At 72.4% G+C, this 19,783-nt stretch carries 14 protein-coding genes and 1 pseudogene; 6 read left to right on the forward strand and 9 right to left on the reverse strand.

Annotated features, from left to right (window positions below; translation table 11 throughout):
- The 3 genes and pseudogenes from F6X53_RS18760 to dctP form a co-directional block, all read right to left on the reverse strand.
- Positions 1-198: pseudogene (locus tag F6X53_RS18760) on the reverse strand (TRAP transporter large permease); the annotation flags it as partial.
- On the reverse strand, positions 195-911 hold the full coding sequence (locus F6X53_RS18765) for a TRAP transporter small permease (protein WP_151001727.1): 717 nt from the start codon (positions 909-911) through the stop codon (positions 195-197). The pseudogene F6X53_RS18760 and the gene F6X53_RS18765, both read right to left, overlap by 4 nt.
- The gene (gene dctP / locus F6X53_RS18770; protein WP_151001728.1) at positions 908-1,930 is read right to left on the reverse strand and encodes a TRAP transporter substrate-binding protein DctP; all 1,023 of its coding nucleotides are present in this window, start codon (positions 1,928-1,930) and stop codon (positions 908-910) included. The genes F6X53_RS18765 and dctP overlap by 4 nt, the downstream gene beginning before the upstream one ends.
- A 165-nt stretch (positions 1,931-2,095) precedes the next feature.
- Here dctP and F6X53_RS18775 point away from each other — a divergent pair, with 165 nt between their 5' ends.
- The gene (locus F6X53_RS18775; protein WP_151001729.1) at positions 2,096-2,752 is read left to right on the forward strand and encodes a GntR family transcriptional regulator; all 657 of its coding nucleotides are present in this window, start codon (positions 2,096-2,098) and stop codon (positions 2,750-2,752) included.
- A 162-nt stretch (positions 2,753-2,914) separates the two neighbouring features.
- Here the strand turns inward: F6X53_RS18775 and F6X53_RS18780 are convergent, their stop codons facing one another.
- Positions 2,915-3,592 carry a GntR family transcriptional regulator gene (locus F6X53_RS18780; RefSeq protein ID WP_151001730.1) on the reverse strand — a complete coding sequence of 226 codons (678 nt, stop codon included), beginning with the start codon at positions 3,590-3,592 and terminating at the stop codon, positions 2,915-2,917.
- 61 nt (positions 3,593-3,653) lie between these two features.
- Positions 3,654-6,602 carry an FAD-binding and (Fe-S)-binding domain-containing protein gene (locus tag F6X53_RS18785; RefSeq protein ID WP_151001731.1) on the reverse strand — a complete coding sequence of 983 codons (2,949 nt, stop codon included), beginning with the start codon at positions 6,600-6,602 and terminating at the stop codon, positions 3,654-3,656.
- Positions 6,603-6,832: 230 nt separating this feature from the next.
- On the opposite strand from F6X53_RS18785, the gene F6X53_RS18790 reads away from it, so the two are divergent.
- From F6X53_RS18790 to F6X53_RS18800, 3 genes are all read left to right on the forward strand, one after another.
- A complete protein-coding gene (locus tag F6X53_RS18790; protein WP_280526042.1) occupies positions 6,833-7,876 on the forward strand; it encodes a threonine aldolase family protein in 1,044 nt (347 codons plus the stop codon).
- A 78-nt stretch (positions 7,877-7,954) separates the two neighbouring features.
- Complete coding sequence (locus F6X53_RS18795; protein ID WP_151001732.1) at positions 7,955-9,460, forward strand: carboxypeptidase M32; 1,506 nt, start codon at positions 7,955-7,957, stop codon at positions 9,458-9,460.
- A 76-nt stretch (positions 9,461-9,536) separates the two neighbouring features.
- The gene (locus tag F6X53_RS18800) at positions 9,537-9,806 is read left to right on the forward strand and encodes a hypothetical protein (RefSeq protein WP_373875974.1); all 270 of its coding nucleotides are present in this window, start codon (positions 9,537-9,539) and stop codon (positions 9,804-9,806) included.
- 88 nt (positions 9,807-9,894) lie between these two features.
- Here F6X53_RS18800 and F6X53_RS18805 read toward each other — a convergent pair whose 3' ends face one another.
- Entirely contained in the window at positions 9,895-13,425 is a 3,531-nt protein-coding gene (locus tag F6X53_RS18805) for an ATP-binding protein (protein WP_151001733.1), read from the reverse strand.
- A gap of 3 nt (positions 13,426-13,428) precedes the next feature.
- Positions 13,429-14,682 (reverse strand): metallophosphoesterase family protein, encoded by a 1,254-nt coding sequence (locus F6X53_RS18810; RefSeq protein ID WP_151001734.1) that lies wholly within the window; start codon positions 14,680-14,682, stop codon positions 13,429-13,431.
- 218 nt (positions 14,683-14,900) lie between these two features.
- Here F6X53_RS18810 and F6X53_RS18815 point away from each other — a divergent pair, with 218 nt between their 5' ends.
- On the forward strand, positions 14,901-15,677 hold the full coding sequence (locus tag F6X53_RS18815) for an endonuclease/exonuclease/phosphatase family protein (protein ID WP_151001735.1): 777 nt from the start codon (positions 14,901-14,903) through the stop codon (positions 15,675-15,677).
- On the opposite strand, the gene F6X53_RS18820 is transcribed toward F6X53_RS18815, so the two are convergent.
- Positions 15,610-17,046 (reverse strand): phospholipase D-like domain-containing protein, encoded by a 1,437-nt coding sequence (locus F6X53_RS18820; protein ID WP_151001736.1) that lies wholly within the window; start codon positions 17,044-17,046, stop codon positions 15,610-15,612. The genes F6X53_RS18815 and F6X53_RS18820 overlap by 68 nt on opposite strands.
- A 178-nt stretch (positions 17,047-17,224) precedes the next feature.
- On the opposite strand from F6X53_RS18820, the gene F6X53_RS18825 reads away from it, so the two are divergent.
- Positions 17,225-17,467, forward strand: a complete 243-nt coding sequence (locus F6X53_RS18825; RefSeq protein ID WP_151001737.1) for a hypothetical protein — start codon at positions 17,225-17,227, stop codon at positions 17,465-17,467.
- Between the two features lie 51 nt (positions 17,468-17,518).
- Here F6X53_RS18825 and F6X53_RS18830 read toward each other — a convergent pair whose 3' ends face one another.
- Positions 17,519-19,513 (reverse strand): elongation factor G, encoded by a 1,995-nt coding sequence (locus tag F6X53_RS18830; protein ID WP_151001738.1) that lies wholly within the window; start codon positions 19,511-19,513, stop codon positions 17,519-17,521.
- Positions 19,514-19,783 lie beyond the last annotated feature (270 nt).

Raw genomic sequence — 19,783 nt, forward strand, 5'->3', positions numbered from 1 at the left:
GAGCGGGATCGACAGGAGGGTGATCGAGGCCATCTCCTCGTAGACGTTCTGCGCCACCGTATCGAGGGACGAGCCGGGCATGAACAGGAACATGAAGGCCAGCGCCACGAAGCCGAGCGCGAAGGCGATCGGGATGCCCGCGAGCATCACGCTCAACGTCGCCCCCGCGTAGAGGAAGCCGATTGCCGCGACGCTCATCGTTGGCTCCCTGAGCTCGTCGTGTCCGGAGTGGTGTTGCGCAAGGGGGCACCCATGGGGTGGGTGCCCTCCGGCGTCAGGTCGGGGCGGCCGTGGACGTCGCGGTTGATGTCGGCGCCGATGCCGATCTTGGGCTTGGCCCAGCCGGCCTTCTCGGCGCCATACAGGACCTCCTCGGCAATCTGCAGGGCGAACTGGATGGAGAGCAGGCTCATGCCCGCCGCCATCAGGAGGTAGGGGATCCAGAGCGGCGGCCCCCAGCTCGACTGCGAGACCTGCCCGTCGACCCAGGCCTCGTGCAGCAGCGTCCAGCTCTTCCAGGCGAAGAAGACCACGAACACGAAGCTGACGAGATCGGCGATCAGGAGCCGGGCGCGGTTCACGCGGGGCGAGAGCAGGCCGGTCAGGGCCTCGATGGCGACGTGCCCGCGCTTGGCCTGGACGGCGGCGGCCGAGAAGAAGGTGGCGCCGACGATCAGGAACACCGCCATCTCGTCCTGCCAGTCGGTGGGCTCGTGCAGGACGTAGCGGATCACCACGCTGTAGCTGAGCACCAGGCAGGCGCAGACCAGCGCGACGCCGCCGAGCAGCATGATGACGTGGTTGACGGCCTTCAGGGACCGGTCGATGGCGCCGAGGAGCCCCGGCACGCGGGGCTCGGCGACGGCGTGCGTCTCGGCTGCCGCCGAGGCCGCGTCGAAGGCGTGGCTCATGACACCTGCTCGGCCAGCTTGAGGAGCTCGGCGCAATTGGCGTTCTTGCCCGCGTAATCCTTCCAGGCGGTCTCGCGGGCGATGTCGCGCCACTTGCCGAGCGTCGCCTCGTCGAGGTTCTGGACCTTGGCGCCGGCCTTGCTGAAGATCTCCTCGACCTTGGTGTCGTCGGCCTTGGCGCCCGCCTGCCCGAAGCTCTCGAGCTCGGCGCCCACCGCCATGATCAGGTCCTGCTGGTCCTTGGGCAGGCCCGAGAACACGGTCTTGGACATCATGATCGGCTCGAGCATGAACCAGTAGGAGCGCTCGCGGCCCGAGGTGAGGGATTTCGCCAGCTCCTCCAGGCGGAACGAGATCAGGCTGGTGGAGGAGGTGATCACCGCATCGCACGCGCCCGTCTGCATGGCGGCATAGGATTCACTCGAGGGGATCGAGAGGGTGGCCGCCCCCGCCTGCTTCATCATCAGGTCCATCTCGCGCGAGCCGCCCCGGACCTTGAGGCCCTTGGCGTCCGACGGCGCGTAGAGGGGCCGCTCGCGGCTGGCGACGCCGCCCGATTGCCAGACCCAGGAGACCAGGATGATGCCCTTCTGGTCGAGGAGCTCGGTGAGCTTCCGGCCGACCGGCGCCTTCTTCCAGGCGATCGCCTGCTCGTAGGAGCTCACGAGAGCCGGCATCAGGCCAATATTCATTTCCGGGATCTCGCCCCCTGCGTAGGGCGAGGGATAGAGGGACATGTCGAGGGCGCCCTTGCGCATGGCGGCGAACTGGGCGTTCGTCTTCATCAGCGAGGAGCCGGGATAGACCTGCACCTCCAGGGCGCCCTTCGAGCGCTCGGCGACCGCCTGCGCGAACTTGCGGCACATCCGGTCCCTGAAATCGCCCTCATCGATCGTCCCGCCGGGAAACTGGTGCGACAGCTTCAGGGTGGTGGCGGCGCGCGCGGCATCCAGGCCGAGGGTCAGGATGGCGGGGGCCGCGAGGCCCGAGGCGAGGAGGTGGCGTCGTGTCAGGGCCATGGCGTTCTTCTCCCGCGGCGCACAATGTTTGCGCCTTGTTTGTGCGGTGCAGCGTTTATATTGAATGCACCTTCTGTTATAGAGAAGAAGCTCTCTTGTATATTTTGTCAACCGCCTTGCATAATAGCGCCGGTCGGAATTTCATCCCGCCGGGAGGGAAGCGTGATGAGCCAGGCGCAGCGTCTGAAGCAGGCAATCGAGGATGAGATCGTCGACGGGCGGCTCGCCCTCGGCGCACGCCTCGACGAGGTGCAGCTCGCCGAGCGATTCGGCGTCTCGCGCACCCCGATCCGCGAGGCGCTGATCCAGCTGACCATGACGGGGCTCGTCGAGACCAAGCCCCGCAAGGGCGCGATCGTCAGCGCCCCCGAGCCGCAGCACCTGCTCGCGATGTTCGAGACCATGGCGGAGATCGAGGCCTCCTGCGGCCGCCTCGCGGCCCGGCGCCTGATCCCGGAGGACGAGGCGGCCCTGCGGGATGCCCTGGCGGCCTGCGCCCGCGCGGCGGAAGCCGGCGACACCGAGTCCTATTACCAGGAGAACTACGTCTTCCACATGGTGGTGTACCGCGCCTGCCGGAACGTCTTCCTGGGCGAGCAGGCGCGCCAGCTCAGCCGCCGCCTCGCGCCCTTCCGCCGCCTGCAGCTGCGCGTCCGCCAGCGCCTCGCCCAGTCGCTCGCCGAGCATGCCGAGATCGTCGAGGCGATCATCTCCGGCGACGAGGCCAGGGCGGCCGAATCGCTGCGCGCCCACGTGGTCGTGCAGGGCGACCGCTTCTCCGACCTCGTGGCGAATATGCGCTCGATCAACGCCGCGGCGTGAGGGGCGGCGCCCGGGCTCGGCCATCGGTCGGGGCCGCCCGGCGTCACGGGGCAGGGGCACCCTGCCGGCCATGCAGGGTCCCGGGAGCCGACGATGTCGGACCCGCCGGAATTGATTCGCTGGGCGATCGCGCCGGCGCGAGGGCCCCGTCAGGGGGCGCCGCTACCCCTCGGCGTCGCCGTAATTGGCCGCGATGACCTGCTTCTTGCCGCGGATGTGCTCGCGCATGAGGATTCCGAGGCGGCTGCCGTCGCGGGCGCGCAGCAGGGCCACCATCTCCTCGTGCTCGGAGACGGCCCGGGCCCATTGCTCGGCCGTCTGGTGGGCCCGGTAGCGCGAGCGCTGGATGCGGCCCGACAGGCTGGTGTAGATGCCCGCCAAGGTGGTGTTTCGGCTCGCCGCCATGATGGATTCGTGGATGGCCCGGTTGAGGCGGAAATATTCTGCCTCGTCGGCCTGCTTCCAGGCGGCGACCATCCGCTCGTGCTCCGCCGCGATCACGTCGATATCGGCATCCGTAATCGTCCGGCAGGCGAGGTCGGCCGCCGTCGCCTCGAGGCCGGCGATCACCTCCATCATCTCCTCGATCTCGCTCTGCGAGATGCTCGCCACCCGCGCGCCGCGATTCGGCAGGAGTTCGAGGAGACCTTCCGTCGCCAAGATCTTGATGGCTTCGCGCAAGGGCGTACGCGAAATTCCGAAGCGTTCGGTGAGTTCGCCCTCGTTGATGCGCGCGCGGGGCTCCATTTCGCCGGATTGGATCAGTTCGCGCATCCGGTCGGCGACCTCGTCGTGGAGGTATCGCCGGCTGATGCCGAGGCCCGGATCAATCTTGTTCATGGTTCAACGTTTTTTAGAGGGCGCCGCCCGAACTTCAAGCTACGTTTAAGCGCCGGCGAAATCAGTGTCGAGAGATCAGGGCGCGATCGAGCACGCGGGCCACATGTTCCGCATCGCGGCCGAGCCCGTCATGGATCTGGTGGCGGCAGGAGGTGCCGTCGGCGACGACGAGATCGTCCGGCCCGGCCTTGCGGAGCGCCGGGAACAGGGACAGCTCGGCCATGGCGAGCGACACGTCGATCGTGTCGGCGCCGTACCCGAAGGCCCCGGCCATGCCGCAGCAACTCGATTCGATGACCCGCACGTCGAGCCCCGGCACGTGGCGCAGGACCGTCTCGACGGAGCCCATGGCGCCGAACGACTTCTGGTGGCAATGGCCATGCAGGTGCGCGACCCGGCCGCCCTGGTCGGCGAGGTCGAGTGCGATCCGCCCGGCCGCCAGATCCGTGGCGAGCAGCTCCTCGAAGAGTAGGCTGTTCCCGGCCAGGAGATCGGTGTCGGCGCCGGGCAGCAGCGAGCCGAACTCGTCCCGGAAGGTGAGGAGGCAGGAGGGCTCGAGCCCGACCGCGCGGGCGCCCGCGCGGATGAAGGGCAGGAGCGCGTCGAGGGTGCGCCGCGCCTCGGCACGGGCCCGGTCGGTCTGGCCGGATGCGAGGTAGGTGCGCCCGCAGCAGAGGGGCCGGCGGCCCTTCGGCGGGTAGACCCGGTGCAGCCGGTAGCCGGCCGCCACGAGCACGCGCTCGGCCGCCTCCAGGTTCTCGCGCTCGAAGGCCCGGTTGAAGGTGTCGCCGAACAGGATGATGTCGCGGAAGCTCCCGCTGACGTCGCCCGGATGGGCGGCCTCCCCGGTCTCGGCCCAGGGGCGGCGCCAGCGCGGCAGGCTGCGCCGGGCCGAGAGGCCGGCCACCCGCTCCGAGAGGCGCGCCAGCGGCGCGTAGCGGTCGCGCAGGTTGAGGAGGGGGGCGAGCTTGGCGGCGATCCCGGCATAGAGCGGCAGCCCGGCCACCAGCCGCTCCTTCAGGGGCAGGCCGTGGCGGGCGTGGTAATGGTGCAGGAACTCGACCTTCATCTTGGCCATGTCGACGCCGGTCGGGCATTCCCGCCGGCAGGCCTTGCAGGAGACGCACAGATCCATCGTGCGCTTCATCTCGGGGCTCGTGAAGGCGTCCGGCCCAAGCTGCCCCGAGATGGCGAGGCGCAGGGAATTGGCGCGGCCGCGGGTGAGGTGCTGCTCGTCGCGGGTGGCCCGGTAGGACGGGCACATGGCGCCGCCCGCGAGCTTCCGGCAGGTGCCGTTGTTGTTGCACATCTCGACGGCCTCGCCGAAGCCGCCCCAGCCCGACCAGTCGAGGGCCGTCCGCATCGGGCGGGTGACGGCGTAGCCCGGCGCGAAGCGCATCAGGGAATGGTCGTCCATCCTGAGCGGGCGCACGATCTTGCCGGGGTTGAGGCGGTTCTCGGGGTCGAAATTGTCCTTCACCGTCTCGAAGGCGCGGGCGAGACGGGAGCCGAACAGGGGCTCGACGAATTCCGAGCGGGAGATGCCGTCGCCGTGCTCGCCCGAATACGAGCCCTTGTGGCGGCGCACCAGCTCCGCGGTCTCCTCCGCGATGGCGCGCATCGTCGCGACGTCGCCGCCCTCCTTCATGTTGAGGATCGGGCGCACGTGCAGGCAGCCGACGGAGGCGTGGGCGTACCACGTGCCCCGCGTCCCGTGCTTCGTGAACACCGCCGTCACCGCGTCGGTGTAGTCGGCGAGGTGCTCAAGCGGCACGGCGCAATCCTCGATGAACGAGACGGGCTTGGCGTCCCCCTTCATCGACATCATAATGTTGAGGCAGGCCTCGCGCACCTCCCAGACGGATTTCTGGCGGGCGGGCTCGGGCACCTCCACCACGGCGTCCACGAAGCCGTGGTCGCTCATGCAGGCATCGAGGCGCTTCAGGTCGCGCATCAGGGCGTCGCGGTCGTCGCCCGCGAACTCGGTGAGCAGGAGGCAGTTCGGCTGCCCCCGGGTGATGTCGGCGAGCGTCGTGCGGAACAGCGGGATATCGGCGCCGAGCACCAGCACGTTGTTGTCGACGAGCTCGACCGCGACCGGGTTCAGGTCGACGATCGCCTTGGTGGTCTCCATCGCGGCCCGGAACGAGGGGAAGTGGCAGACCCCCATCACCCGGTGCGCGGGCAGGCGCGAGAGCTTGAGCGTCACGCTCGTGGTGGCCGCGAGCGTCCCCTCCGAGCCCACCAGGAGGTGGGCGAGGTTTGGGCGCGGCTCGATCAGCGCGTCGAGATTGTAGCCGCCGACCCGGCGCTGCACCCGCGGGAACATGCGCAGGATCTCGTCGCGCTCCGATTCGGCGAGCGCCACCATGCGGCGGGCGAGGTCCTCGGCGCGGGCGCCCCCGGTGGCGCCGCCCGCCTCGTTGCCGGTGAGCCCGAAGCCGAAGGGCGTGCCGTCGTGGAGCAGCGCCTCGAGGCTCAGGACGTTGTCGCTCATCTTGCCGAAGCGGAGCGAGCGGGCGCCGCAGGAATTGTTGCCCGCCATGCCGCCGATGGTGCAGCGGGTGGCGGTGGAGGGCTCCACGGGGAAGAACCAGCCATCCGCCTTGACCCGGGCGTTCAGGCGCTCGAGCACCATGCCGGGCTCGACCGTGACGGTGCCGGCCTCCGGATCGTAGGCCAGGAGGCCGTTGAAGTGGCGCGAGCAATCAACCACGAGGCCCGAGCCGATCGGCTGGCCGTTCTGCGAGGTGCCGCCCCCGCGCATGATCACCGGGACCGCGTGCTCGGCCGCGATCGTCAGCGTGGCGGCGATGTCGGCAGCAGCGCGGGGAAAGACCACGCCCGCCGGGACGATCTGGTAGATCGAGGCGTCGGTGGCGTAGCGCCCGCGCGTGAAGGCGTCGAAGCGCACCTCGCCCTGCAGCGCCTCGGCGAGGCGCCGGGCGAGCCCGGAATCCTGGCGGGCCGCAGCCCTTGGGCTCATCACGGACTCGGCGCTCGCTGCCATCGCGTCGTTATCCTCCTGGGGCCCGGATGGGGCTCCTTGCTCGTCGCTGAATATGTAATACAAAATTCAATTGGAATGAAGACGGCCGCGCCGCCGCGCGGCATCATGCGGGGCGGCCGGCCCGCCCGAACAGCCCACCGGACCCTGCGCGTCCGGCCCAATCCGGATTTTGCATTCACGCTGCCGTGATCCTACGCAGATCCGAACAGCCCTGGCGAGACGAGCGACCCGTGACGATCGACCTGTTCAGCGACACCCAGACCCGCCCGACGCCGGGCATGCGCGACGCGATGGCGCGGGCCCCCGTGGGCGACGAGCAATCGGATTCCGACCCGACCACCCGCGCCCTCTGCGACCGGGTCGCGGCGCTCCTCGGCCAGGAGGACGGGTTGTTCATGCCCTCGGGCACGATGTGCAACCTCGTCTCGATCCTGGTCCAGACGAGGCCCGGCGACGAGATCATCGTCGACGACCAGTCCCACATCTACAACACCGAGGCCGCGGGCTCGGCGGCGATCGGGGGCGTCTCGGTGGCGCCGCTGAAGACGGCGGCCGGGATCTACAGCCCGGAGCAGTTCGAGGCGGCGATCCGCCCGCCCGCCCGCACGGCGCCGCGCTCGGCCCTGGTCTCGATCGAGCAGACCACGAGCTTCAGCGGCGGCTCGGTCTGGGACCTTGCCGACATGCGCCGCATCCGCGACGCCGCGCAGGCGCGCGGGCTCAAGGCCCATATCGACGGGGCCCGCCTCCTCAACGCCGTGGCGGCGACCGGCATCCCGGCGGCGGAATACGCGCGCGGGTTCGACAGCGTCTGGCTCGACCTCAGCAAGGGCCTCGGCTGCCCGGTCGGCGCGGTGCTGTGCGGCTCCAAGGAATTCGTGGTCGAGGCCTGGCGCTGGAAGTACCGGCTCGGGGGCGCCATGCGCCAATCGGGCGTGATCGCGGCGGCCGGCCTCTACGCCCTCGACCACCATGTCGCGCAATTGCGCGTCGACAACGAGAACCTGCACCTCCTCCACGCGGCGATCGCGGACCTGCCGGGCCTGAGCTTCGACCCGACGGCGGGGCAGTCGAACATCCTGTGCTTCTCGGTCGCGGGTCTGGGCGTCTCGGCCGCCGAGTTCGCCGGGGCCTGCCTCGCCGAGGACGTCCGGATCAGGGCGATCGGCAGCCAGATCCGCGTCACCACCCATCTCGACGTCGACCGGGCGGGGGTCCTGCGCGCCGCCGAGGTGATCCGCGCGGTGGCGGGCGCGTTCGCGGCGAAGGCCTGAGGCGGCGCGGCGCGCGAAGCCGGTTTGCGCCGGCGCCCCGGGCCCCTATCCTCGCGCGACGCCAACACGGGAGATCGCATGCCGGCCTATCGCGCCCTGGAGCGCCGCTTCGCGCGGCTCGCCGCCCTGCAGGATGCCGCCGGGATCCTCGGCTGGGATGCCCAGACCCTGATGCCCGAGGGGGCGGCCGGCGGGCGGGCCGACCAGCTCGCCGTCCTGAAGGGCCTCGCCCACGACCTCCTGACCGGCCCCGAGACCGCGGACGGGCTCGCGGCCGCGGAAGACGAGGCGGCGGACGAGGCCGCGGAGCTCGGCCCCTGGGAGCGGGCGAACCTGCGCGAGATGCGCCGCGCCCATATCCACGCGGCGGCGGTGCCGCGCGATCTCGTCGAGGCGAGCTCGCGCGCCGTGTCGCGGGCCGAGATGACGTGGCGCGAAGCCCGCCGCACCGCCGATTTCGCCCTCCTGGCGCCGGACCTCGCCGCGGTGCTGCGGCTGCAGCGGGAGATCGCCGCCGCCAAGGGCGCGGCCCTCGGCCTCGCGCCCTACGACGCGCTCCTCGACGGCTACGATCCCGGGATGCGCCGGGCCCGGATCGATCCGCTCTTCGCGGACCTGCGCGCCTGGCTCCCCGATCTCGTGGCGCGGGCGCGGGCGCGCCAGGACGCGGAGGCGCCGGCCCTGCCCCTCGACGGCCCGTTCCCGGTCGATCTCCAGCGCGCCATCGGCCTCGTCCTGATGGAGGCGGCGGGGTTCGACTTCGACCGCGGACGCCTCGACATCAGCCTGCATCCCTTCTGCGGCGGCGCCACCGACGACGTGCGCATCACCACGCGCTACGACGAATCCGACGTCACCCGCGCCCTGATGGGCGTGCTGCACGAGACCGGCCACGCCCTCTACGAGCAGGGCCGCCCGGCCGCCTTCCGCCACCAGCCCGTGGGGGCCGCGCGCGGCATGAGCCTGCACGAGAGCCAGTCGCTCATCGTCGAGATGCAGGCCTGCCGCACGGCCGAATTCGCCGGCTACCTCGCGCCGCTCCTCGCCCGCACCTTCGGTCGCGACGGGGGCGCCTGGAGCGCGGAGAACCTCCACCGCCTCTACACCCGGGTCGAGCCCGGCTTCATCCGGGTCGATGCCGACGAGGCGACCTACCCGGCCCATATCCTGCTGCGCTACGAGATCGAGACCGCCATGATCGCGGGCGACCTCGCCGTGGCGGATCTCCCGGGCGCCTTCAATGACGGCCTGCGCGACCTCCTCGGGCTACACGTCCCGAACGACCGGGTCGGCTGCCTGCAGGACATCCACTGGCCCGGCGGCGCCTGGGGCTATTTCCCGACCTACACCTTGGGCGCCCTGGCGGCGGCCCAGCTCTTCCGGGCCGCGCGCGGGGCCGAGCCCGGCCTGCTGCCGGCCCTCGGCCGGGGCGATTTCACGCCGCTGCGGACCTGGCTGCGCCACCACGTGCACGCGCAGGGCAGCCTGCTCGAAACCGACGCGCTCCTGGAGGCCGCCACGGGCCGGCCCCTCGGGACAGAGGATTTCCGCGCCCATCTCGAAGCGCGCTACGCGCCGGCCTGAGGGGCGGCTCGCCCGAGCCACGCTCGCCCGAACCTCTCGAGCGATGCCGCGTTACGCCGCTGTAGGGAGATGTCCGATGTCCATGCCGAGATTGCTTGCCGCCGCCCTCAGCTTCGGGGCCCTCACGATCCTCCCGGCCGCGGCCCAGGCGCCGGCCCAGACCGGCACGGGCGGGAGCCCCACCTCGACCGTGACGGCGCCGAACACCTCCTCGGTCGGCCGCACCAAGCCGCCGGGTGCGGCCGCGGGCGGCGTCGCGCCGGGCGAGCAGACCGCGCGCACGCCCCAGCAGAAGCAGGACGACAAGATCCAGAAGGGCATCTGCATCGGCTGCGGCCCCAAATAGGCGCCGCGCCCTCGCCGGCTCCGCATTCCTCCCATCCTGCGGGTGATGGGCGGGCGGGGAGGGCGGCCATCGCGTCGGCGTCGCCGCCTCACAATTCCAGCACATCGACGCTCGCGCCCAGCCGCTCGCGGGCGAGGTCCGCCACGTGGCGGTGGTGGGTGAACAGGATCGGCTGGACCTGCCCGCCGAACGCCGCCAGCGCCTCGAGGCCGTGGGCCGTGCGGGCGTCGTCGAAGGTGAGGAAGAGGTCGTCGCCGATGAAGGGCGCGGGTTCGGCGCGCGCCGCGTAATCCTCCAGATAGGCGAGGCGCAAAGCGAGATAGAACTGGTCGCGGGTGCCCTCGCTCAGGCCCTCCACCGGGACGAGGCCGCCCGCCCCGCGCAGGCCGGCGAGGCGCGGCGTGTCGGCCTCGTCGTAATCCTGCGTCAGGCCCGCGAAGGCGCCCCCCGTGAGCGCCGCGAACAGGGTGCCGGCACGGGTCAGCAACGGGTCCTGCTGGCCGGAGCGGTGGCGCCCGATGGCGGTGCCGAGGAGCAGGCTCGCGAGCTTGAGGACGGCCCATTGCCGGGCGGTGGAGTGGATCTCCGCCTCCGCGGCCTTGCGCTGGGCGAGCGCCAGCTCCGCGCCGATGCCGCCCTCCAGCTCCGTGCGGCGGCGCTCGCCCCGGTCCCGGTCGGCGAAGGCGACCTTGCCGCGCTGGTCGAGATCCTCGTCATCCATGGCGAGCTGGCGCAGCTGGGCCTCGATCGCGTCGGCCGAGGCGGCTGCGAGGTCGGCCCGCAACCCCGCCTCGCCGACGCCGTCGGCGGCGCGGGCGAGCTCGGCCCGGCGCCCGGCAAGCTCGCGGCGCAGGGCATCCCGGGCCAGGAGCCGGGCCAGGAGCGCGGCCGGATCGGTGTCTACCGGGAGGGAGACCCCCTCGGGCCGCTCGGTCAGGTGCCCCGAGAGGGCGGCGCGCGCCGCCTCCGCGGCCCGGCCCGCCGCCGCCAGGACCTCGTCCGCCGCCGCGCGGCGCCGGGCGAGGTCCTGCCGCCGCGTCTCGGCGCGGGAGGCCTCCTGCAGGCGGGCATGGAGCGCCTTCATGGCCGTGCTCGGGGGCAGGCTCGCGAGATCCGGGGCGAGGCCGCCGGTCAGCCCCGCCACGACCGCCCGATAGGCCTCCATGTCGCGCCGGATGCCGTTGATCCGGCGCAGGTGGCCGTCGTGCTCGCGCAGGATCGTCGGCACGGCGCGCCAGGCTTCGAGGGCGCTCTCCGCCTCGTCGGGCTCGGCGCCGGGCGGGAGGCCGATGGCCCGGACCGCCTCGGCCCAGGCCGCGCGCCAGGCGGCTTGCCTGTCCGTCGCCTCCGCGAGCTCCGCCTCGATCCGGGCGATCTGCTCGGCGGTGGCGCGGGCGCTGGCCTGCGCCTCGCGGGCCGCCTCCCAGGTCGTGGCGAGGGCCGCGACCCGGTCCTCCACCCGCGCGAGGATCAGCCCGACATCGAGCCCGGCGAGGTCGGGCAGGCCGGCCCGGCGGCTGAGATCCGTCAGGGGCGCGCGGCAGACCTCGATCCGGGCCACGAGGTGATCGTGCTCGGCCCGGCGCGCCTCCAGGGATTCGTGATCGGCCACCAGGCTCTCGACCTCGGTGAGCCAGGCCGCCATCTCGGCGGGCGGCGTCGGCTCGATTCCGGCGGGCTCCCAGGCCCGGCGCCAGGCCGCCCAGCCCGCCTCCACGCGCGCGTCGATCGCCGCGAGGCCGGTGCGGGCGGCCTCGGCCTCGGCCTCCTCCGCGTCAAGGCGCAGCAGGTCGGCGGCCTGCTCGGCCGCGCGGGCCGCGTCCGCCACGAGGTCGTCGGCGCCGCGATCGGCCGCCGCGAGGGCGGTCTCGAAGCGGACGATGTCGGCGGGGCCGCCCGCGCCGGGCTCGCCCATCGCCGCGGCCCGCAGGGGCGCGAGCAGGCGGTCGCGCTCGGCCCGCAGGGCCAGGAGCTCCGCGCGGGTGGGGATCGGCCGGCCGGCCTCGCGGCGGCGCAGGCGCTCCCGGGTCTGGGCCAGCGCGCGGGCGGCGGTCTCGCCCCGGTCGAGGATCCGGTTCCGCTCGCGCTCCGCCGCCTCCATCTCGCGGCCGAAGCGCGCGACCGCCTCGTGCGAGGGGTGACGCAGGCCGGCGAAACGCGGCAGGTCGGCCACCGGCGGCGCGAGCCGGGCCGCCTGGGCCTGGATCTGCTTGGCCTCCCGCCGGATCGCCGCGTCGAGCGCGTCACGGCGCGCCACGTCGTCGCGCACCGGCGCCAGGGTCTTGAGGTCGGTGCGCAGGGGCGCCGGATCGATCAGGGGCTCCTCGCCCGCTCGGTCCCGCCGGGACCCCGCGTCGTCGCCGGTCCGGCTGGCGTCGCCGTCCCGGGGCCGGGTGATGCGGGCATGCTCCGCCCGGCGCTGGGCGCGCTCCGCGGTGATCCGATTGAGGGCGGCGGCGAGGTCCCGGCCGGCGCGGAGCAATCCCTCGATCCGGGTGCGGGCCGCGTCCGTGGGCTGACGGGTCCGCAGCGCCTCCGCGTCCGGGAGGCCGATGCGGACTTTCAGGCGCTCCAGATCCTGCGCGAAGCCGTCCGCCTCGCCCTGCAGGCGGGGCAGGTCGATGCCGCCCTTGTCGAAGCGGTCGATGCCGCGGAAACAGTCGAGGATCTCCTCGGACCGGGCGAGGAGGCCCTCGTCGGCCGGGATGGCGGCGAGGTCGCGGGCGGCAGCCGCGAGGGCCGCCCGCGCCTCGGCCTCGGCGCCGGTCGCGTCCTGGACCTGCGCGAGGCTTTGCCCGAGGCGCTCGGTCCAGGCCTCCGGCAACGCGGCGAGGTCCGCATCCGCCTCGGCCCGCCCGGTCAGCGCGTCGATCTCGGCCACGAGGGGCGTCACCCGCTTCAGCCGCTGCAGCCGGGCCTGCTCGGCGGCGATCCGGGCGCGCTCGGCCCGGATCTCGTCGAGCCGGCGCGCGGCCCCCTCGATCTCCTCGTTGAGCTCGCGCCAGTCGCCGGAGCGCAGCTCCCCCTGGCGGATCGCCCGGCGGGCCTCGTCGTAGCGCGCGAGCGCCTGGTAGAAGGTGCGGTGCTGGGCGGCCCGGGGCATGAAGATGTTGGCCGCCTCCTCGTCGAGCCCGGCCTGGAGGGTGGTGTAGCCGCGAAGCCCCGAGGCCGCCGCGAACAGGCTGGCGCCGACCTCGCCCTCGCTGTTCAGCATCTCGGTCCCGCCCGCCCGCAGGGCCTCTGCGTCGAGGCCGAAGGCGCGGCAGAACACCTCCCGGCTCAAGCCCCCGAGGAACGGCGCCAGCGCATCGTCGGGCAGCGCCGCGTCGCTGCCGTCCACGAGGGTGTTCTTGTTGCCCTTGCGGCGGCGGAAGCGCAGCGCCTGCCCGTCCGAGCCGAGGATCTCGGCCCCGATGCGCATCTGCGGCATGTCGTGCAGGAAGGCGTAGCGGGTGCGCGGCTCGATGCCGAACAGGAGGTCGGTGACGGCGGCGAGCGCCGAGGTCTTGCCGGCCTCGTTGGCGCCGAGCACCACGTGGAGCCGCGCATCGCGCCGGAAGGTGACGCGCCGGTCCGTGAAGGGGCCGTAGCGCTCGAGGTCGAGGGAGAGGATGCGCATCGGCTAGCAGGCCCGGCCGTGGAGGCGGCCGAGGATCACGGCCTCCGCCTCGGCGCAGAGCGCGTCGAGCTCGTCGGCGAGCGCGCTCTCCTCGTGGCCGAGGCCCCCCGGCATCTTGGCGGCGATCTCGGCGAGCGCCGCCCGGGCGCGGGCCCGGAACTCGGGATCCTGGTCGAGGGAAGCGAGGAGCGTCGCCGGATCGATCGCCATGGTGCCGCCCGGAGGGCCGGCATGGGGCCTCGTCTCAGGCCGGCCGGTCTCGATCTTCAGCCGCTCCAGCCAGATGTCCTCGTGGACCCGGTGGGCCGCGGCCTGGATCTCGGCGGTCAGGTTCTCGCGGTCGGCGGCGAGGCGGTCATGGGCGGGCGTCCGCCCGTGCAGGCGCACCCGCACCGCGACGAGGCGGCCCGCCGCCTCCGCGGCGAGCCCGCGCAGGGCGGTCTCGACCGCCGCGAGGGCGTCCCGCTCGTGCTCCGCCTCGCTGAGGTCGACCGCGAGGTGGTGGAAGCGGGCATGGTCGACGATGAGCCGGCGGAGCGCCTTGACCCGCCCATCCGCCACCTCGACCGCCACCGCGCCCTTCGGGCCGCATTCGCGGATCGAGCGGCCCTGCAGGTTGCCGGGGAACACCACGAAGGGATCCTGCGCCAGCTCGGCGTAATCGTGAACATGGCCGAGCGCCCAATAGGCGTAGCCGCGCCCCGTCAGGTCCGCGACGGAGCAGGGCGCGTAGGTCGCGTGCGCGGCGTGGCCGGTGCAGGAGGTGTGCAGCACCCCGATATTGAACCAGCCCGGCAGCGGCGCCGGATAGGACAGGGCGTAGTTCTCCTCGACCGCCCGGTTCGGGAAGCTGCGCCCGTGCAGGGCCACCCGCAGGTGTTCGAGCCGGTGCGTGTCGGCCCGGGTCGTCGGGAAGGTCCGCACCGAATCCGGCAGGGTGATCGCCTTGGTGATCACGCTCTCCGCATCGTGATTGCCCCGCACCAGGATCACCGGAATGCCGGCCCGGTCGAGCCGCGCCACCTGCCGGGCGAAGAACAGCCCGATCGTGTTATCCGACCAATCCCCGTCATAGACGTCGCCCGCCACGATCAGGAACGCGGCGCCGATCTCGATGGCCTGGCTCACCAGATCCTCGAAGGCCCGCCGTCCCGCCGAGGCGAAGCGCCGGGCGATGTCGGGGTCCTTCAGGGCGAGCCCGGTCAGCGGACTGCCGAGATGCAGGTCGGCCGCGTGGATAAAGGTGAAATCGTTCATGAAGTGTTCTGTTCAGAAATCCTGTTTCGCACGGATCCTCCGCGCGGGAAACGCCGTCAAGCCACGCCGCCCGGGAACTCGCCGGGTCGCCCAAGCTTCTCCCCGGAACCTTGTCCCAGCCTCGACAGGAACCGCCCGCAGCGCTTAACCAGAGCGGTACGGACGGGCGCTTCCGGGGCTCCCGTCCCCGTCGTCACAGCGAGGCACGAACCGGCCGCATGCCCGATCACCCGCACGTCCCGCCGCTGGGCTTCCACGCCACGGGCAGCGCCCCGATCCGCGTCGCCACCGGCCCCAGCCGCTCGCGCAAGATCGTGAGCTGGAACCTGCTGCGCCGCACCGGAGCGGCCGTCGCCGACATCATCGCGTTGATCGAGCAGGAGAATCCCGATCTCCTGCTGATGCAGGAAGCCACCCGGGACATCGCCGCCCTGCGCGAACGCGTCGGCGGCGTCTATGCCTGGGCGCCGCTGCCCGGGCGCATTCACGGCCCGGCGATCTGGAGCCGACGGCCCTGGACGACGCCGCCGACCGTCATCGCTTTGCCCTCCGGCGCTCTGTTCGACCGGGTCTGTCAGGTGCTGAATCTCGGCGATTTCGGCATCGCCAACGTGCATCTCTCGCACGGCCAGATGCTGAACCGGCGCCAGCTCCGCTGCCTGGAGCGCAACCTGCCGCCCCGCGCCGCGGTGCTCGGCGATTACAACATCGTCGGCCCGGCGCTGCTCCCGGGGTTCCGCGACGTCGGCCCCCGCCGCCCGACGCACAGCATGGTGGATGTGCTGCCGCTCCGGCTCGACCGCTGCCTCGTGCGGGGCCTCGTCTGCCACGAGCCGGCGGTGCTGCCGCGCGGCGCCTCGGATCACCGGCCGATCGTCGTGCATCTCACGCCCGCCCCCGAGGAGGTGCGGCGTCCCGGGCGCACGGTCAAAGGTATGGTAGCAGCAGTCGGACGCCTGCGTCGCGCAGGCGGACGGGCAGCGCACGCGCCTTGAGATCCTCGCGCATCAGGCGGGTCTCCATCTTGCCGCGCATGAAATGGTCGAGGTCGCGGGCCAGGTTCGTGTCGTAGATCTCGACATTGAGCTCGAAATTCAGCCGGAAGCTGCGCGTGTCCCAATTGGCGCTGCCGACGAAGCACCATTCCCCGTCGACGACGAGGGCCTTCGAGTGGTCGAAGGGCGGCTCGTCGAGCCAGATCCGCACTCCGCTCTTCAGGAGCGGATCGATATGGGCCCGGGTCGCCCAGTTGACGAAGCGGTGGTCGCTCCGCCGCGGGATGATGACGTCGACGGTGACGCCGCGGATGGCAGCGAGCTGGAGCGCGTTGATGACGAGTTCGCCCGGCAGGAAATAGGGCGTGACGAGGCGGACGCTGTGGCGGGCGCAGGCCAAAGCCTCGAGCACCACGAACTCGATCTTCTCGACATCCGCATCCGGCCCGGAGGTGACGGCCCGGGCCGTGATTCCGCCGGCGGGAGCGAGGGGCGGGAACCAGCGCGGGCCATCGAGGTCCCCCCCCATCGCGAAGGCCCAGTCGCTGGCGAAAGCCATCGTGAGCTGCTCGACGACGGGACCATCGAGGCGGAAATGGGTGTCGCGGATCGGGTGCGGCGGGTTCAGGGCGACGCGGTTGCCGTCCGCGATGTTGAGGCCGCCCGTGAAGGCGATGCATCCGTCGACGATCAGCAGCTTCTTGTGGGTGCGCAGGTTCAGGAACGGCATGCGCCAGGGCAGGGCCGAGTGCATGAAGCGCCCGACCGGTATGCCGGCCCGGTGGAGCCGGTGATAGACCCTGGATCCGAAATAGCCCCCGCCGATGCCGTCGATCAGGACGCAGACCTCGGCGCCGCGCGCCTGCGCCGCCACGAGGGCGTCGCAGAAGGCGCCGCCGATCGTGTCGTCGCGGAAGATGTAGCTCGAGAGCGCGACGCTCCGCTCGGCGGCCCCCAAGACCTCCAGCATCGCCGGATAGGCCGCGTCGCCGTTCCGGAACATCCGCACGGCGTTGCCCCCGAGGGAGGGAAGGTCGGTGATCTGGCGCACCGCCTGCTCGAGGGGGCGGAGCGCCGGCGTGACGACCGCTTCGGGCACGCGCGGCTCGCCCGGCTTCGGGGTGGGCTTCGGCCGCAGGCGCCGGGCGCGGCGGGAGACGCGATTGATGCCGAACAGGGCGTAGAGGCCGGTGCCGAAGAGCGGGGACAGCCAGGCGAGGCCGATCCAGCCGATCGCGACGCTGACCTCGCGCTTACGCAGGAGGACGTGCACCGTGACGGCAAGCGCGAGCCCGATTCCCAGCAGGGCCAGGACATCCGCCCGAATGGCGGACAGGGCTTCGAGCCATCGGTACAGGGCGTTTTCCAAGGCATCCGCTCAGGCCGCAGAGGCGTCCATCCTTAGGGGAACGGCCTCGGTGGAGACAGGGCGCAGGCCGGAATATCCTGTTGGCGGGCGGGTGTCCTTAGTCTTGCCGGGTTTGTGAGGGGAAATGGCGTCCCGGGCCGTTCCAGGCGGGATGGCGGGTGCAGAGGATCGGCAGGACATGCCCGTGATCGGACTTTCCCTCGCGATCCTGCCGGTAGTGGCGATCCTGGCGATCCGCGCCGTGCTGAAGCTGATTCTCCTGCCGTTCCAAGTGCTTCGCCTGGCCTCGCGAGGTCGCGGCGGGCTTGGTCGCGTCGGGCTCGGTCTCGCCCTGGTTCTCGGCCTCTGCGCGGCCGGCGCGATGCTCGGGGCCGGCCCGCACGCGATGGTGTCGCAGGCGCTCGCCCTCGCGGCCCGCTGACGCGCGCGCCCGCGGAACATTTCATGCACGATTGCGCGGGCTCGGCTGGGTTCAGCCCGCCCGCCGCGCCAGATCCCCCGCGAGCACCAGCTCGGCCGGCCGCCCGCTCAGCTCGGCCATGTGGTCGAAGCGGGCCGTGAAGCTGCCGACCCCGGCGGTGACCGAGCGCAGCTCCACGATCAGGTCGGCCGTCTCGGCGGCCGGGATCAGGGCCTGGAGCAGGTCCCAGCCCGGCCAGCCGGGCCGCGCGTCGTAGCCGAGGATCTGGCCGCGTCGGCCGGTGACGAGGCCGGTCGCCCGGGCGGTGGCGGCGGACGGCGTCGCGATCTCGACGGCAAGCACCGGTTCGAGCAGGACCGGCCCGGCCTTCGGCAGGGCATCGTCGAGGGCGAGGCGCGCGGCGGTCTGGAAGGCGGCGTCGGAGGAATCGACCGCGTGCGCCGCCCCGTCGGTCAGGGTCACCAGGAGGTCGACCAGCGGGAACCCGAGGGGCCCGCGGCGCAGATAGGCCCGCGCCCCGGCCTCGACGGAGGGGATGTAGTTGCGCGGCACCGCGCCCCCCACCACGGCGTCCTCGAAGCGGAAGCCTTCGCCGCGGGGGAGGGGGCGCACGGCGATCTGCACGTCGGCGAATTGCCCGTGCCCGCCGGTCTGCTTCTTGTGCCGGCCGCGGCCGGTCGCGGTTCCCCTTATGCTCTCGCGGTAGCCGACCTTCGGGCGGCTCGCCTCGACGCCGACGCCGAAGCGGGAGGCCAGGCGCTCGATCGCGGTCCGCAGGTGCATCGCGCCTTGCCCGAGCAGGCGGATCTCCTCCAGATCCGCGTCGTGCTCCAGCACCAGCCCCGGATCCTCCTCGATGATCTTGGCGAGCGCCCCGGTCAGGCGCACGTCGTCCTTGCGGTCGCGCACCCGGATGGCGCTGGCATAGACCGGCGGCGGCGCGGCGGGCGGCTCCCCTTCCGGGGCGGCGCCGGTGGCAAAGCCCGCGCCGGTGCCGATCCCGTCGAGCCGGGCGAAGCCCGCGACCGCCCCCTCCGGAACCGACGCGATCCGGGCGGTCTGGCTTCGGTCGAGGGCGACGAGCCCGGCGATGCGGGCCGTCGTTCCGTCCGGCCCCGTCACGGTCTCGCCCTCCTGGAAGGCGCCGCGCAGCACCCGGGCCACCGACAGCTTGCCGCTGAACCCGGCATGGCGCGTCGCGATCACCCGGGCGAGCGGCGGGCCGTCCGCGGCGATCCCCAGGCGGTCGCGGGTCTCGGCGAGCCCCGGCGCCTCGTGGCGGAGCGCCTTCAGCAGGCGTCCGATGCCGTTGCCGCGAAGGCCCGAGCCGATCAGCACCGAGACCGCCTGTCCCTGGCGCAACTCCCGGGCGAGGTCGGCGAAGATCCGGTCCGGCGGAGGCTCCGCCTCGGTGATCAGCGCCTCCATCAGGGCGTCGTCGTGGTCGGCGAGGCGCTCCAGCAGGCTGAAGCGCTCCTCCTTCTCCTGCGGCAGCACCCCCTCCGGCAGGGCGATCAGGGCGCTCGGGGCGTGGGGGCGGTAGACGAAGGCGCGCTCCAGCGCGAGGTCGATGAAGCCCGTCGCCGCCTCGTCCTCGACGATCGGAATCTGGCGCAGCAGCAGCGGCACCTGCGATGCGCCCTGCAGCAGGGACAGGGTCTCGCGCAGCCCCTGCGTCGCAGCGTCGATCTTGTTGACGAAGAGCAGGCGGGGCACCCCCTCGGCCTCGAGATGGCGCATCACCAGTTCGAGAGCGGGCAGCTTGCGTGCATCCGCCTCGCAGACCACCACGGCGGCATCGCAGACCGCCAGGGCCGGGCTCATCGCGTGGGCGAACTCCACCGCGCCGGGGCAATCCACGAAGGTGAAATCCTCGCCGAGATAGGAGAGCGTCACCACCACGGGCTCCGTCCCCCCGCGCGTCTCCGCGCCCTCGCGCCCGCTATGCTCCAGCCCGCCCGCGCGCGCGATCAGCGCATCGAGCAGCCCGCTCTTGCCGCTCTGGGCCGGACCCACGAGGGCGATGCATCGAGGTTGGCCCGTCATCCTGCGCCTCCCCTGCTTCGAGATCCCGCATCATAACGTGTGATCGCGGGGCGGATAGGCGGGAAAGTTGCACATAAATGCAGGTCGTGCGGTCGCAGTGGTCGCGCGGGCGGCGTTCTCGTCCTGGCGCAGGGAGCGCGGGCCGGTCGCGCTGAGCCGGCTCCGCCCACAACCCCCGACAGTGCCCCAGAGCGACGGCGCGCCTCACCTCTCCTGTCCGGGAGAGGTCGAATCCGCGATAGCGGAACGGTGAGGGGTGCGACTTTTTCG

The sequence above is a fragment of the Methylobacterium soli genome (genome assembly GCF_008806385.1).
GTDB lineage: Bacteria > Pseudomonadota > Alphaproteobacteria > Rhizobiales > Beijerinckiaceae > Methylobacterium > Methylobacterium soli.